The organism is Streptomyces katrae (assembly GCF_002028425.1).
GTDB lineage: Bacteria > Actinomycetota > Actinomycetes > Streptomycetales > Streptomycetaceae > Streptomyces > Streptomyces katrae_A.
The window spans coordinates 4,429,856-4,444,618 of sequence record NZ_CP020042.1 but is presented as its reverse complement, the minus strand read 5'-3'; the positions used below and the strand labels follow the sequence as shown (position 1 = coordinate 4,444,618).

Here is a 14,763-nt window from a genome sequence, read left to right as displayed (position 1 = left end):
AGTTTCGCGCTGCCTGCGCCATGCGTGGCATCGGCCGCCCCCAGGTGACGCGCGCCCCAAGGCGCGTGTCAGCGGCTGCACTTCGGTCTTACTGGCGTGCGACGCGGTGCAAGCACTGACTGTAGCGACTTCGTCACACAGTTTCTACGAAGTCAGTAATACGTAGGCGACAGGTGGACCCTGATCCCGACCAGAGGCCAAGATGAGAGCCGACAGGAGGGGGCGCCGATGCCGCCAAGGAAAGCTCCAACCGCTCGGCAGCGCCGACTGGGTAGCGAGCTCCGCAAGATCCGGGAACACGCCGGCATCTCGATGACCGACGCCGCATCCCGACTGAGTACCGACCGGACCAACATGAGCAACGTCGAAAGCGGCCGCTTCGGCGTCAGTAGCGAGCGCGTGCGTACCTGGGCGAGGCACTACGGCTGCCCCGACCTGGAGTACGTGGAAGCCCTCGCAGCCATGGCCGACGAGCGCGGCCGGGGGTGGTGGGACGACTACCGCGACGAACTCCCGGCCAGCTTGCTCGACCTGTGCGAACTGGAGCACCACGCCCAGGCACTCCGCAGCGTGCAGATCATGCACATGCCCGGGCTGCTACAGACTGAGGACTACGCTCGCGCCGTGTTCGAGGAAGCAGTTCCTCCAATGACGCCGACGGACCTGCGACGCCACCTTTCACTCCGCATGCGACGCCGTGACGTACTCGACCGTAAAGACACGCTCAGCTGCAGTTTCCTGATCCACGAAGCCGGCCTGCGAATGAACTTCGGCGGCCGCCACGTGACCTCTCACCAGCTCAAGTACCTACTTGACCAGTCCGAGCGGGAGAACGTCACCGTCCGTGTGATCCCCTTCGAAGCCGGAGGCTTCCCCAACGCTGGGGGTCCGACTCTGTATGCGTACGGCCCGGTGCCCCAGCTGGACACCGTCCAGACCGACATTCCGACGGGCTCCGTGCTGCTCGACGCCGAGACTCGGCTCGCCAACTATCGGGCGGTGCTCGATCGGACGGAGCAGCGGTCGTACACCCCTGAACGGTCTCGCGATTTCATCCGCGAGATGGCGCAACAACTGTGAAGGCGTGAAAACAGTGGAAATCATCTGGCGCAAGTCCTCCAGGTCCGCCGATACGGGCAACTGCCTGGAGGTCGCGATACAGGACGGCGAGGTCCTTATCCGCGAGAGCGACAACCCGGCCGTGATCATCCGGACCTCCCGAGCCAAGCTCAGGGCGTTCATCGACGGAGCCGCCGCAGGCGAGTTTGACGACCTCGCCTGAGCCCGACACCTTCCCCGGCCTCCTGCCCTCCACGGGCAGGAGGCCGGACCCCATAGCGGCCCCGTACAACGGGTTGGCATATGCCGTATCACCCGTACGACGTCAAACAGTTGATACGGGTCCGCAGCGCGCGCTAGCGTCACATCACGCCGCCCGGGTCGGCCTGTGGCGGCATAACTCTCCCTTGCTCTGCGCCAGTTCGGGAGAGTCACCGGTTGCCCCCTCCCCGCTGCTCGTCACAGCCTGGAGGGGGCAACTCTCCGCGACGGCAGGAGACCGGCACATGACCACGGCCACGCCCACCCCCCAGGACCACACGGTGGCGATCCGGACCGGCTACTGGTTCGAGGCCCTGTGCCACCACGACGCCTACGACGGTCCCCCCGAACTCCTCGACCGCACCATGCTGGACACCCCCGAGGAGGCGATCCGCCTGATCCGGCTCCAGATCCGCACCGCCCACCCCTTCGCCCTCTCCCCCACGGAGGTGGACCGGGCCCTCGCCTGGGCCGACGGCGGCGGCCGCATCCAGGCCCTCGCCGCCCTCCACCGCCGCGAAACCGCCGGCTTCAGCATCGTCCTCCGCGACGGCCTCCGCCCCGAATGGCGCGTCCGCCCGGTCGACTACCTCTCCCTCACCCGCACCCATCCCACGGCCTGCGCCGCCTTGACTTCCAGGTGGCCGACAAGGCTCTCGCACACGAGGCATATCGGCGCCACGCTTAGCAGTACCCACCTGCCACCGAACCGGACGACAGGAGAAGGCGGAATGGACGAATCCATCGCCTGGCAGAAGTCCTCCTTCTCCGGGGCCAACGGCGAGAACTGCATCGAGCTCGGCCGCAAGGACGGCCGCATCGTTCTACGCGAAAGCGACGACCCGACGCAGATCGTCACCACCACCCCCGCCAAACTCGCCGCCTTCATCGAGGGCGTCAAGGCAGGCGAGTTCGACCACCTCATCCCCTGAAACAGCACCCGTCCTTGGCCGAAAGTAGCCAAGCGAGAACGACGGCGACCCTCGGTAACGGACTAAGTTGCCCGGCGACCACGCGCTACGCGCGAGTAACAAGAGGGTGGCCCTGCCATCCAGGGAACGCGCGTCCTGCTCGACGCGCGCTGTTAGGAATGCATGAACCAGCGTCTATCGCAGAAGATCGTCACCTTTTTCACCGTCCTATGTCTGGCCATCGGCTCGGGCGTGGGAACGGCTGCGGCGGCTGGGCCTCCTGAGCGTGAGCCCACGCTCCTGGAGATCGCCGCCAAGGTGGAGCAGTACTCGAAGTGCAGGCAGAAGCCGCTGCTTCAGCGACCGCAGTGCCGCAAGGACTTCGCCCTCCGGTCGGCCGAGATTGCCCTGGCCGTAGGCCTCTTCCTGTACGTTTCCATGCCGGCGATGAAGGACAACGGGGCCGCCTTCACCGGGGTGAAGAAGGAGCTCGGAGCGCTCGTCGACCAGCTGAAGCCCCTGCTGGACGAGGCGAACCATGAGAACGCCGACCCCGAGAGGCGGCGCGAGATATTCCGGCAGGTCGCCACGACGTACAAGGCAGCCAGGCCGAATCTGGACAAGATCCGGGCCGACATGATCGCGGTGTCGCGGATGCTCGACGTAACCGGAGACCTGTCTCCCGAACTCCTCGCCGCCTTCACCGTCATCGCCGGAGACTATTTCCCGAAGGAGAAGGAGAAGCCCATCGAGCCGCCCAAGGGCGGTCCGTCCTGGGACATATGGGCTGATCTCAAGGAGTTGGGCAAGGCCGTCGATCAGATCAACGCCGGCCTCGCTCAGATGAACGAGGCGCTCGACGAGATGAACGACACCATGGTCGTCGTCAACGAGAGCATCGACGGCATCAACAAGGGGCTGGATCAGGCCAATCGGGGTATGGACCAGCTCAACGCGGGCGTGGGCCAGATGAACGAGGGCCTGGGGCAGGTCAACACCTCCGTAGCCGACTTCAACAAGGCTGCGGACAGCATCCTCGTGCCAGACCTCAAGTTCGACTTCGACTTCTCTCACGTGGGTGAGAGCATCGGGGCCGCGAAGACGCCCGAGCAGGCCGCTGCACAGGACGAGCAGGACCGCAGGATGGGGATGCTCCTCGATCTCCTCCCCGGCATCAGCGACGGCAAGGGGGTCATCGACGCTCTCACCGGCAAGGACATGGTGACTGGTGAACACCTGAGTCCCGTAGACCGCGCCCTCGGCGCGACCGTGGTGCTGAAGTGGCTCAAGTACGGCGGCAAGCTCGTCCCCGAGGACATCCGCGCGGCCCGTCGGGGGCGCAAGGTCCCGTGCAAGACGAACAGCTTCCCCGCCGGGACCCTCGTGCTGAGGGGTGACGGCACGGCTGCCCCCATCCAGCAGATCAAGATCGGTGACGCCGTCCTCGCCACCGATCCCGCGACAGGTGCGACCGGACCGCGCCGCGTCGACTCCACCATCTACACTCCCGACGACCGGGACTTCACCCGCATCACTCTCGGCCCTGGGGCAGGGCGAGGATCGCTGACCGCCACCGCTCACCACCCCTTCTGGTCGACGAAATCCAAGCAGTGGACCGATGCGGGCGACCTCAACGTCGGCGACACCCTCCGCACTGCCGATGGCAGCACTGTCGAGATCGCCACGGTCACACGCTGGAAGGGCCTACAACCTGCCTACAACCTGACCGTCAATGACCTCCACACCTACTACGTGCTGGCGGGCAGCACGCCCGTGCTGGTCCACAACGCGTCGTGTGACTTCATCCCCGGGGACATCCCGGATGCGTCGGCCATCGACCGCGGATCGTTGGTCAAGCTCAGGGAGAAGCAACTCGAGAATGCTCTTGAGGGGCTCGGTGAGGATCCGCACGGCTTCAAGGCCGACTGGGTCGGGAAGAACAACGTGTCGCGGTTCGACGCCGTGCGCGACGGGGATGGCAGGATCGTGCTCATGAGCAAGGACGGGAAGATCCTCGTTCCGACGAATTACAGGTTCCGGCCGTGAGCGGGTTCCGGATGTATCTCAGGGTGGTCAGCGAGTCCCTCCAGCCGGCGGAGGTCTCGGAGAGGCTGGGGGTGGAGCCCGACGAGGCGACCTCGATCGGAAGCCGTCGGCGTCCTCAGTCGCCTCCGCGGTCCCAGTCGACCTGGATCCGGCACGCTTCGACGGAGGCGGGGGCCAGGCCGGAGCACTTGGAGCCCGTGGTGCTCGGGTGGGGGCCGGACCTTGCCGCCAGCCTGGGCCGGCTGGTCGATTCCGGGGAGGCCGCCGTCTCGCTGGTCCTGGTCCAGGAGATCCGTGACCTTGAAGACCCCCAGCAGAAGGGCATCTTCCTCGGTCCCGACCTGATGGCGTGGGTCGGCGCGGCCCGCGCCTCTCTCGACATCGATCAGTACATCTACCACGAATGCGGCGACGCTACGGATCTCGGAGGCCAGTAGGGCCCACCCGCCGGGCCGCCGTACCGCCCGCTCGGCCAGGCCCGGGACGCGGCCATGAGGGGAGCCCACCAGCGTCGCCCGGTGGGCTCCCCTCACATCGGGGGCGGCCCTCACAGGCCGCAGGGTGACCAGACCGGCAGGCCGATCACCCCCCACCGCCGCCGATCCGCCTCCCGGACCACCTCGGCCCAGCCCCTCACCAGCTCCGCGAACTCCTTGAACCCGGCGATCCACTGCCCCGGCTCCCGCCCCGCGAGCTCTCCGTACGGCGCCCGCAGCCCCTCCAGCCCCGGGGCGGCCTCACACCACCTCCGCCGCAGCCGTCACGCTAACTGTCAGGCCTCGCCGCCGGATGCGGATGACAGGAGACACCGAATGGACACGCGCATCCCCTGGCAGAAGTCCTCCAAGTCCGCCGACACGGGCGACTGCCTGGAAGCCGCCGCCCACCACGGCCAGATCCTGATCCGCGAAAGCGACGACCCGATGCAGATCGTCACCACCACCCCCGCCAAACTCGCCGCCTTCATCGAGGGCGTCAAGGCAGGCGAGTTCGACCACCTCATCTCCTGACCGCAACGATGTGACCAGTGGTCGTTCTCGAAGTCACGGCTGCCACGTCGATCCAGATCGATGAGGCCGCGGAGGAGGTCTTTCTCCGGATCAGGCCGTGTCGGTCACCGGCGCAGCCAGCCCTCCTTGGGGAAATCGGCCGGGACCGCCTCCCGCGGCATCACCAGCTCGGCAACGCAGATGCGCATGTGAGCGGAGAGCGTGGTGGGACGACTGGCCTTCTCGTACCAGCGCGACCTGGTCTGCTCGACGAGCCAGCTCGTGGGGGACGTACGGAACACGAGACGGCCGGACTTCTCTCGGGCAACACCCCACGTGTAGGCCCGACTCATTCCCGGCCCGGGCAAGGGCTGCTTCTCTTCCGCCTTCGACGGGGACCTTCTCCACCAGCTCCCAGGCCTGTCGTCATTCGTTCGTTTGACGACGCCTTCTCAGGTGAAGGCAATAGCCGCTCCGGTTGAGATCGAGAGTTTCGCAGCGTGGAGGAGTTGCAGGCATACATAGGACTCGACGCCGTAGCGTCGCCACCCCTCGGTGGCCGGTTCCTCGGCATCGGCGGCCTCGAAGACCTCTTCGGAGTGCGGATCGAGGTCTTCCGGAAGACCGAGCGCTTCAGCGAGTCGACGGGCTTCCTCCAGCAGACGCACCGATGACCCCAGGTAGCCTCCCCGCGCCTTTTTGTCCACGATGACCTGGGCGAAGTCGACGGGGACGTAGTAGCCCTCGCAGTCCGAATGATGGACCAGATGGTCGAACGGTCCAGGAGGGCCACTCGGGAGGGCCTCGTACACCTTGCCCAGGAGCGGGTCGTCAGTCGCCCGCCGGCTGCCGTCCAACGGCTCGGGCAGGCGCCCGTCCGCTGCAAGGTGGACAGCGAGACGGCGAAGGGTGTGCAGGCCCGAGTAACCCCACGCCTCGAACTCCGCGCCCTGCTCCTCATCGAGGTCGGGCTCAGTCCACTGTCGCGCTCCCGCACGCTCCAGTAGCTCGCCGATCGCGACGAAGTCAGCGTGAACCATCTCGGTGTAGTCGTCGTCCTCGGCGCCGGCGAGGACCCCGACCACCATGTTCAATCCCATGGCCCGATCTTGCCATCGGCGATCCGACGGCCACTCGTTGCGCTGCCGCCGAGGTCGGCGGGCTCTGCGAGGCCGACCTCCACCCGGTTCCCCCGCTCGGGGGGGAACCGGTACAAGACCGCAGGCGGACTCGTGAGGGGGATCACGGCTCAAGCACCGCCCCCTGTTCGTCCGTGAGGTCTCCCCGTCCCGCGGACACGATCATTCAGCGCTCGAGATCCATTTTCTATTCACGGCCGGGGCACGTGTGTAGGTGAGGAAGACCGCGCCGCTCTTGAGGACCGTGTGGTCCGCGAGTGTCCAGGTGCACGGGTCGAAGACGGCCTTCCGGGAGAACAGCGGGATTCCCTCGCCGATGGTCAGCGGGCCGACCTTGAGGATCAGCGTGTCGATCTCGGAGTACAGGGCGCCCGCGAGCTCCGCGCCGCCGACCAGCCAGATGCCCTTGCCGTCCTGCTGCTTGAGTTCGCGCACGGTCGCCACCGGGTCGTCGGCGACCAGTTCGACGGCCGGGTCCGGGCTTTCGGTCATGGTCCGGGAGAACACCACGTGACGCAGGTGGGGGTAGGCGTCGGTGATGCCGGCCGCCAGGCCGATCTCGTAGCTGCGCCGCCCCTCCAGCACGGTGTCGAAGTGCGTTCCCTCCGCCGTGACGGACAGTGCCTGCCGGGCCTGGACGGGAAGGGTCTCCGGGTACTCGGCCACGAGGTGCTGTACGTAGTCCTCCGTGATGGGCCAGAAGCCCTGCGGGCCGGTCGGGTCCGCGCCGTCCGGTCCCGCTATGAAGCCGTCGAGGGTGGTGGCCACGTAGTAGGTGAGCTTGCGCATGAAGCATCCGTTCTGGGAGGCGGGTGGTGGAGTGGGCGAAGGGCCCCGACGCGCCGGTAAGCGGTGGCGGGTGCTCCCGTCGGACTGTGCTGCGAGCAGGCGTGCGAGGCGTCGGGCAGTGGAGCGAGGGGCTGGGCCGTGTCGGTCACGCCGGTCGGATTCCACGCCTCCAAGCCTCGTGCACGTCGCGAGAACGATCAAGGTGGTCTTCCGCGGCGTTCGATGACTGGGGCGCCGGTGGAGGTGCGGGCGGCGATGCCAGCCGCGGGCCCCGGCCCGCCCCGCCCCCTCTACCCCAGCGCCGCCAGGTACGCGTTCGCCGCGCCGGGGCGGGCCACGCCGCGCGCGGTCAGCTGCCGCAGGCAGTGGTAGGCCAGGTCGGTGGAGTCGTAGACGTGGTGTGCGAGCAGGGCCAGCCGGCTCAGCTGGCCGTCGGTCATCTCCTCGGGGCGGCCGAAGTCGCGCACATACACGACATCGGCCTCCAGCAGCTGGTGGCGGGCCAGGCGGAAGTCGCCGCCGAAGACGACGGGCGCGATCGGCCACCGCTTGACGGCGGCGAAGGCGTGGGGGACGAAGCCCTGGCCGCGCAGTTCCCGGTCCACGTCACCGAAGACCGGCTGCCCCTCGTACAGCGGGACGAAGGACACCTCCGTGTGCACGGCAACGGCCTCCGCCAGCTTGCGCCTGCCGCCCTGGAAGACCATCAGCTCCGCACCCTGGACGTCGATCTTCAGCAGGTCGAAGGGCTCGACGCCGTCGACCTCGTCCAGCCGCCGCGTCACCACCGGTACCTCCGCCACGACCCGCCCCCACTCCTCGAACCCGTTGAACAGCCCGAGCCGCCGCGGATCGGGGCGGAAGAGGCTGGTCATCCCGGAGGCCGCGGCGATGAAGAGGGTGTGCGCGGCGCCGTCACCGAGGGCGTCGGGCAGGTACGTCTCGTACGGACCCTTGCGGGCCAGCAGCTCCGCCAGTGCCTCCGGCTGGGGCTCGAACCCCGTCACCCGGCACAGGCCCGCCTCCAGCATCGCCCGGTAGGGCGGGTCCCCGTCGACCGGGTTGGCGCCGACGTCGAGGACGTGGGTCGGCCGGGTGGGCGGGAGGAGACCGAGCAGGGGTGAAGCGGCGCGGGCCGGGGTGGTGGCGTCGGCGGTCATGGGCGCTCGCTCTCCGGGTGGCGGACTGGCACGGCCCCCCGCGCAGCATCCTGGCGCACCCGGACCCGATCCCGGCTCAGGCGCCACCCCCCGGGGGGCGAGGCCGACCACCTCGGACACCCGCCGGTACGGCCGGGAGTCGGCCCCCGCCCCCGCCATTACTCCGAAGGCGGCATGTCCGCGCGTCGGTCCGGGCCCGCACCGATGAGTTCCGCCCGCCCCGGCAGTCTCACCCTCAGCACCACCACGACCACCACTGCCACTGCCACTGCCACCACGACCGGAAAGGCCCCAACCCCCATGCCCACTCAGCAACTCCTCCGGGTCCAGAACTTCAACGTCACCCGCGACGGCTACGGCGCAGGCCACAACCAGCGCCTGGAACAGCCCTTCGGCGACGGCATGAACCCGGCCGAGCTGTTCTCCTGGGCCGGCGCCACCGCGAGCTGGCCGACCCGCACCGACCCCGGCGGCAGCCGCGGCCTGGACGACTACTTCACCCGGGACTTCAAGAACAACATCGGCGCCGAGATCATGGGCCGCAACAAGTTCAGCCCCTACCGGGGCCCCTGGGAGGACCACGCGGACTGGCAGGGCTGGTGGGGCGACGAACCCCCCTTCCACACCCCGGTGTTCGTCATGACCCACCACCCCCGCCCGTCCCTCACCCTCTCCGACACCACATTCCACTTCATCGACGCCGACCCGGCCACCGCCCTGGCCCGGGCGCGCGAGGCGGCCCAGGGCAAGGACGTCCGTCTGGGCGGCGGGGTGACCACGGTCCGCGAGTTCCTCGAAGCCGACCTGGTCGACACGCTCCACGTGGCGGTGTCGCCGGTGGAACTCGGCGGCCCCGGCCTGCGCCTGTGGGATTCCCCGGACGACCTCCTCGACCGCTTCCACATGGACGTGGTCCACAGCCCGAGCGGGGTGACCCACCACCTGTTCTGGCGCCGCTAGACGAGTCGTTCCGCTTGCTCAGCGGTAGAGCTCCTTGGCGCGGGCCAGGTCGACAGGACCGTCCTGGTGCAGGTGCAGGAAGTAGTCCAGCTGCCAGGCCTGCGCACTGCCGGCCTGGCGGTTGGCGGTGGTCACCCAGGGCGGGTAGACGCGGAAGGCCCGCTTCCCGCCACGGCCGCCCGCTGATACGACCCCGTGCCGGCGGAGGGCGTCCATGGGAAACACGAACTGGCCGAGGTGGTGATGCTCGCGGGTGCTGATGACAAAGAGGTCGACGGGGTCCGCGGCGTCGAAGGGCTGGATGGGCCCGGCCGGGGACCTCTTCCAGACGGTGACGAACTGGCCCACCTTGGTGGGGGTCGTCTTGGCTGCGCGGAACCGGATGGAGAGGCCGTCGAGAGTGAACTCGTGGGCGGCGTAAGCGGCACCCTCGGCTTCGGGGGTGGGCTGCGTGCAGGTGAACCCGCAGGGGTCGTAGACGAGTGCTCTCGCCGCAACGAGATCCCGGTGGGCCGGGACGGTGTCCGACCACGGTGTGGGGTGGGGATCGGATGAGTGCCCGCGGTTCGTCATCGTTCAGCCGCCCTGTCGTGGTTGCTTGGACTTGTCGAGGCAATCCGCATGCTGATGGTGTGCGGGGGAACGCAGACAAGGCGTCCGAGATCGTTGTGTGACGAACGACCTGGGCGCCCTGCCGACCGCACTGTACGTGACCGCCGGCGACCGGACCGGCGGACCGGCACGGTCACCGCACCGTTCGCCGACACAGGAGAGGCCCTCGTCATCAGCCTTGGCGTGCCCGCCGACGGCACGCCCCCGGCCCGCCGGGTCCCGGTCCGGCCCTGATCCGCCGGACAACTCCCTAGAGGCCGACGCGGGCCGCGTACGCCGCCAGGCCCTTCCCCGGCTCTCCCGGCTCTCCCGGCTCCCCCGCCCAGCCCACGTAGCCGTCCGGGCGGATCAGGAACACCCCGTCGCCGTAGGCCCCGTACGACGGGATCCGTACCGTCCGCGCGCCCGGCAGCTCCGCCGGGGCCTGGGCCCCGACCAGCAGCAGGGTCCAGTGCGGACCCCGGTACGCGTCGAAGAGGCGGAGGCCGCCCCGTACCCCGTCCGGGGCCCGGTCACCGGCCCGCAGGGCTTCGGCGGGCAGGGCCGTGCGGGTCTCCACCGCCAGGGAGGAGCCCCGGTAGCCGAGGCCGAGCTGCTGCGTGGCCGCGCCGCGGCGGGCCTCGCCGCGGTGGATCCGGGTCGACAGGCCGAGCATGTCGGCGGCGACGGGCAGCCGCTCCTCCTCGTACGTGCCGAGCAGCACCTCCGGCGCCGCGCCGCTCAACACGGCGGCCAGCTTCCAGCCCAGGTTGTACGCGTCCTGCACGCTGGTGTTGAGCCCCTGCCCGCCCGCCGGCGAGTGCACGTGCGCGGCGTCCCCGACGAGGAAGACCCGCCCCTCCCGGAACCGGTCGGCCATCGCCGCCCGCGGCCGGAAGTCGGAGGCCCAGCGGACCTCCGTCACATCGCCCGGATCCAGGTGCGAGCGCGCGGCCACGACCGCGCGCAGCCCCTCCAGGGAGAGGTCGACCGCCGGGCCGCCCGCCGGCATCTGGGCGGTGACCTGGAAGTCCTCCGTCCCGGCGAGCGGGCACACGGCGAGGAAGCCCTCGCCGTCCGCGGGCGGGAAGACGTGCCAGTGGTCGCGGTCGAGTCCGCTGATGCGCACGTCGGCCACCAGGACCGGGTTCGGGTCGACCGTCTCGCCGGTCATCCCGATCCCGAGCAGCCGCCGCACCGTGGACCGCCCGCCGTCGGCGGCGACCGCGTACCGGGCCCGCACGGGGGCGCCGTCGGCGAACCGGGCCGTCACCCCCTCCGCGTCCTGTGTGATCCCGACCAGCTCCCGGCCGAAGGCGACCCGTCCGCCCAGCTCGCCGAGGCGGGTGAAGAGGACTTCCTGGGTGCGCCACTGCGGCACCATCCAGGGCTCGTGGTACGGCGAGCCCTCCTCCGGCTCCGTCGGGTCCCACATCGCCTGCTCGCCGAGCCGCTCGCCGTCCCGCCAGATCATCCTGGCCGGGTACGGGCCGCCCGCCGCCCGGACGGCGGCGCCGACCCCGAGGTCGTCGAAGACCTCCATCGTCCGCGGCTGGATCCCCTTGCCGCGCGAGCCGGGGAACAGCCGCCGGTCTCGCTCGACCACGAGGGCCCGTACGCCCCGCCGCGCGAGGTCGACCCCGAGCGCGAGCCCTGCGGCACCGGCCCCGACGACCAGCACGTCCACGTCCACGTCCACGTCCCGATGTACGTCCATGCCCATCACACCCACCCGCACTTTCCTTAACGGCGTTAAGTTCGACACCCCCGAGCCTGCCCTTAACGGTGTTAAGCTGTCAAGCGTGTCCCCTCGCAACTCCCCGAAGCTGGACAAGAAGCAGGCCGTCGAGGCCTCCCTCCGGCTCCTCAACGAGGTCGGCCTCGACGGCCTCAGCCTCCGCGCGATCGCCAAGGAGCTCGACGTCCAGGCGCCGGCCCTCTACTGGCACTTCAAGAACAAGCAGGAACTCCTGGACGAGATGGCCACGGAGATGTACCGCCGGATGGCAGCGGACGCCCCGCCCTCCCCCGGCCTCTCCTGGCAGGACCGCCTCCTGACTGCCCACCACGGCCTGCGCGCCGCCCTGCTCCGCTACCGCGACGGCGCGAAGGTGTTCAGCGGCTCCCGCTTCACCGGCACCGAGCACGCGGCCGGGATGGAGGACAGCCTCCGCGCCCTCACCGAAGCCGGCTTCTCCCTCCCCCAGGCCGTCCGCGCCACCACCACGGCGTACTTCTTCACCCTCGGCTTCGTCACGGAAGAGCAGGGCGTCGAACCCCTCCCCGGCGAACGCCGCGCAGGCTTCGACGTCACCGAACGCGCCGCCCGGCTGGCCGAGTTCCCCCTCGCCGCCGAAGCCGGGGCGGACCTCTTCCAGAACTACGACGAGGGCTTCGAGGAGGGCCTGGCCCTGGTCGTGGCGGGCATCGCGAGCCGGTACGGGCGGTGAACGGACACCCCCCACCCCCAAGGCACTCGCGACCGTCCTGGCCCTGACGTTGGACACCCCGGTACTGGCGGAAGTGCCCCCTGAAGTCAGCCCAGCAGCACCGGCAGGGTCCGCAGGCCCCGGTGGCGGGGGTTGCGCCACCACAGGGGGCGGGCGGCCGGGGTGGCCAGGCGCAGGTTCGGGTGGCGGGTGAGGAGGGCGGTGAAGGCGATTTCGGCCTGGAGGCGGGCCAGGGGGGCGCCGAGGCAGTGGTGGATGCCGTGGCCGAAGGCCAGATGGCCCGTCGCCGGGCGCGACGGGTCGAAGCGGTCCGGGTCGAAGCGGTCCGGGTCGGGGAAGGCGGCGGGGTCGCGGTTGGCGGACAGCAGGGCGATCTGCACGAAGTCCCCGGCGGGGATCACCGTGCCGCCTATGGTCACCGGCTCGGTGGCGTAGCGCATCGTCGCGATGGAGAACGGGCTTTCGTGGCGCAGGACTTCCTCGATGAAGGCGCCCGTGCGCGAGGGGTCGGCGCGGAGTGCGGCCATTTCGCGGGGGTGGGTGAGGAGGGCGTGGACGCCGTTGGAGATCAGGTTGGCGGTGGTCTGGTGGCCGGCCGCCACCAGGAGGAAGCCCATGGAGGTGATCTCCTGCTCGCCGAGCCGGTCGCCCGCGTCGCGGGCCGCGATCAGGGCGGTCAGGAGGTCGTCGCCGGGGCGGGCGCGTTTGTGGGCGATGAGGGAGCGGATGTGGCCCACCAGGGCCTCGGCGGTGGTGACGGAGACCTCGCCGTCGCCCTCCTCGCCGTTGAGGGTGGCGGCCCAGGCCTTGAGGATGTGCCCGGCCCCCTCGGAGGCGCCGAGCAGGTCGAAGACGACGGCGAGGGGCAGCGGGACGGTGAAGTCCCGGACCAGGTCGATGACGGGCGCGCGGGTGGCGACGGGGGCCCCGGCGCGGGACGCCGGGACTTCCAGGGCGTCCAGCAGGCGGTTCACGTGGCCTTCGATCACCGGACGCAGGGCCGCCACCCGGCGCGCCGTGAAGGCCTGCTGGACCAGTCTGCGCAGCCGGGTGTGGGCGGGCGGGTCGGAGTTGAGCATGTGCGCGGTCAGCGCCCGGCCCGGGCCCGGACCCTCCTCGGAGCCGTCGCGGCGGTCGAAGGCCTCGGTCGCGGCGTTCTTGCTCAGCCGGGGGTCGGCGAGGGCTGCCCGGCATGCGGCGTGCCCGGTGACCACCCAGCCTTCCAGCGGGGCCTCGCCGAGGATCCGCACCCGGTGCGCCCCGCCCTCCAGCTCCCGCCAGCGCCGGCAGGCGGGGTGGGGGTCGTCGAAGAAGGAGACGGGCACCTCCTCAGTGGCCATGCCGTGCCCCCGCCCTGACCACCCGTACGTCCTCCACCCCGAGCAGCCCGACCAGCGGCACCTTCGCCTTCCGCTGGGCGGGGTCGACCTCCAGCCCGGCGCCGCGGATCAGGTCCAGCAGCAGTTCGGCGAGCGGCATGACCATGTGCCGCCCCCAGCACCGCTCGGAGGAGTGCCCGAAGGGCAGGTAGCCCGGGGCGGTCTCGGGGTCGAGGTGGTCCCACCGTCCGGGCAGGAACACGTCGGGGTCCTCCCACAGCGCGGGGTCGCGGTGGGACAGCAGGGGCAGGACGAGTACGTCGTCACCGGCACCGATGCGCGCGTCGAGGGCCCCGTACTCGGGCGAGGCGTAGCGCAGGATGTTCCAGGACGGGGGCAGCAGCCGGGCGGCCTCGTGGAGGATGTTCCGGTTGGAGGTGTCGCCGTCGAAGGGCGAGCCCAGCCAGAGGGCGTTCGCGACGAGGGTGGAGACGGTGAAGCAGACGGGCGCGGCCGCCCTCCGGTAGATGCCCATCGCGTGGCGCCGGTCGTGGTAGCCGTCCGCTTCCGCCAGCAGTCCGGCAATTCCGCTCGATATCGCCCCGGGCCTTTTCCGCCAGGGAAAGGCCGCACCCGCGGCTATCACCGACCAGGTGAGTTTCGGGGTCAGCTCGAGGTTCCGGCTCATCAGAATGCGCAGCCGGCGCGGATCGCCGCCGAGAATGAGGTCCCTCAGGAAAAGGTGCCCGGTGAGCGGCCACGGGCCGGTGAGGTCCACGTCCTTCGGCACGGGGCCTTCCAGGGCTTCCCTGACGTCCCGCCCGATGACCCGCATCACGGAGGCCGCCTCGGTGCGGCCGATCGACCGGCCGTGCAGCGGTTTGAAGGTGGGCCGCTCCGTCTCGGTGGCCCGGCGGGCGGCGAGGATCCGGTCGGCCAGGGCGTGGCCGGCGACGCCCATGGTGTCGGGTTCCAGACGGAAGGCGTCCTTGCCGGTGTGCTCGCGCAGCAGGGCGGCGAGCCGGGGCGCGAACAGCGTGGTCCGCGTGGCCGGGAGGGAGGAGAGGGGCATACGGGGCTCCGATGGGC

The 14,763-nt window shown here is 70.2% G+C and carries 16 protein-coding genes; 8 read left to right on the top strand and 8 right to left on the bottom strand.

What is annotated here, in order from left to right; genetic code table 11:
• The first annotated feature begins 228 nt into the window (after positions 1–228).
• The 6 genes from B4U46_RS20325 (at position 229) to B4U46_RS20300 (ending at position 5,287) form a co-directional block, all read left to right on the top strand.
• Positions 229–1,080: a Scr1 family TA system antitoxin-like transcriptional regulator gene (locus tag B4U46_RS20325; protein WP_079429161.1), complete on the top strand. Its 852-nt coding sequence runs from the start codon at positions 229–231 to the stop codon at positions 1,078–1,080.
• A 13-nt stretch (positions 1,081–1,093) separates the two neighbouring features.
• Entirely contained in the window at positions 1,094–1,282 is a 189-nt protein-coding gene (locus B4U46_RS20320) for a DUF397 domain-containing protein (RefSeq protein ID WP_167747651.1), read from the top strand.
• Between the two features lie 283 nt (positions 1,283–1,565).
• On the top strand, positions 1,566–2,252 hold the full coding sequence (locus B4U46_RS40360; RefSeq protein ID WP_311736915.1) for a DUF397 domain-containing protein: 687 nt from the start codon (positions 1,566–1,568) through the stop codon (positions 2,250–2,252).
• A 162-nt stretch (positions 2,253–2,414) separates the two neighbouring features.
• Positions 2,415–4,277, top strand: a complete 1,863-nt coding sequence (locus B4U46_RS20310) for a polymorphic toxin-type HINT domain-containing protein (RefSeq protein ID WP_079429159.1) — start codon at positions 2,415–2,417, stop codon at positions 4,275–4,277.
• Positions 4,274–4,714, top strand: a complete 441-nt coding sequence (locus B4U46_RS20305; RefSeq protein WP_237293016.1) for a DUF4279 domain-containing protein — start codon at positions 4,274–4,276, stop codon at positions 4,712–4,714. The genes B4U46_RS20310 and B4U46_RS20305 overlap by 4 nt, the downstream gene beginning before the upstream one ends.
• A gap of 375 nt (positions 4,715–5,089) precedes the next feature.
• A complete protein-coding gene (locus B4U46_RS20300) occupies positions 5,090–5,287 on the top strand; it encodes a DUF397 domain-containing protein (protein WP_079429158.1) in 198 nt (65 codons plus the stop codon).
• Positions 5,288–5,391: 104 nt separating this feature from the next.
• Here the strand turns inward: B4U46_RS20300 and B4U46_RS20295 are convergent, their stop codons facing one another.
• The 4 genes from B4U46_RS20295 to B4U46_RS20280 form a co-directional block, all read right to left on the bottom strand.
• Positions 5,392–5,568, bottom strand: coding sequence for a hypothetical protein (locus B4U46_RS20295; protein WP_159402104.1), 177 nt, complete (start codon positions 5,566–5,568; stop codon positions 5,392–5,394).
• 150 nt (positions 5,569–5,718) lie between these two features.
• A complete protein-coding gene (locus tag B4U46_RS20290; protein WP_079429156.1) occupies positions 5,719–6,366 on the bottom strand; it encodes a hypothetical protein in 648 nt (215 codons plus the stop codon).
• A 201-nt stretch (positions 6,367–6,567) separates the two neighbouring features.
• Positions 6,568–7,194: a dihydrofolate reductase family protein gene (locus B4U46_RS20285; RefSeq protein WP_079429155.1), complete on the bottom strand. Its 627-nt coding sequence runs from the start codon at positions 7,192–7,194 to the stop codon at positions 6,568–6,570.
• A 290-nt stretch (positions 7,195–7,484) separates the two neighbouring features.
• Positions 7,485–8,354, bottom strand: coding sequence for an FkbM family methyltransferase (locus B4U46_RS20280; protein ID WP_079431879.1), 870 nt, complete (start codon positions 8,352–8,354; stop codon positions 7,485–7,487).
• A 300-nt stretch (positions 8,355–8,654) separates the two neighbouring features.
• Here B4U46_RS20280 and B4U46_RS20275 point away from each other — a divergent pair, with 300 nt between their 5' ends.
• Positions 8,655–9,314, top strand: a complete 660-nt coding sequence (locus B4U46_RS20275) for a dihydrofolate reductase family protein (RefSeq protein WP_079429154.1) — start codon at positions 8,655–8,657, stop codon at positions 9,312–9,314.
• 18 nt (positions 9,315–9,332) lie between these two features.
• Here B4U46_RS20275 and B4U46_RS20270 read toward each other — a convergent pair whose 3' ends face one another.
• Together B4U46_RS20270 and B4U46_RS20265 are read right to left on the bottom strand one after the other, a co-directional pair.
• Positions 9,333–9,887, bottom strand: coding sequence for a MepB family protein (locus tag B4U46_RS20270; protein WP_079429153.1), 555 nt, complete (start codon positions 9,885–9,887; stop codon positions 9,333–9,335).
• Between the two features lie 289 nt (positions 9,888–10,176).
• Entirely contained in the window at positions 10,177–11,622 is a 1,446-nt protein-coding gene (locus B4U46_RS20265; RefSeq protein WP_420543163.1) for an FAD-dependent monooxygenase, read from the bottom strand.
• A gap of 85 nt (positions 11,623–11,707) precedes the next feature.
• On the opposite strand from B4U46_RS20265, the gene B4U46_RS20260 reads away from it, so the two are divergent.
• A complete protein-coding gene (locus B4U46_RS20260) occupies positions 11,708–12,355 on the top strand; it encodes a TetR/AcrR family transcriptional regulator C-terminal domain-containing protein (RefSeq protein ID WP_107438291.1) in 648 nt (215 codons plus the stop codon).
• A gap of 86 nt (positions 12,356–12,441) precedes the next feature.
• Here B4U46_RS20260 and B4U46_RS20255 read toward each other — a convergent pair whose 3' ends face one another.
• Positions 12,442–13,695, bottom strand: coding sequence for a cytochrome P450 family protein (locus tag B4U46_RS20255; RefSeq protein ID WP_079429151.1), 1,254 nt, complete (start codon positions 13,693–13,695; stop codon positions 12,442–12,444).
• Positions 13,685–14,746, bottom strand: coding sequence for a cytochrome P450 (locus B4U46_RS20250; RefSeq protein ID WP_079429150.1), 1,062 nt, complete (start codon positions 14,744–14,746; stop codon positions 13,685–13,687). Before B4U46_RS20250 ends, B4U46_RS20255 begins: the two co-directional genes overlap by 11 nt.
• Positions 14,747–14,763: the final 17 nt, after the last annotated feature.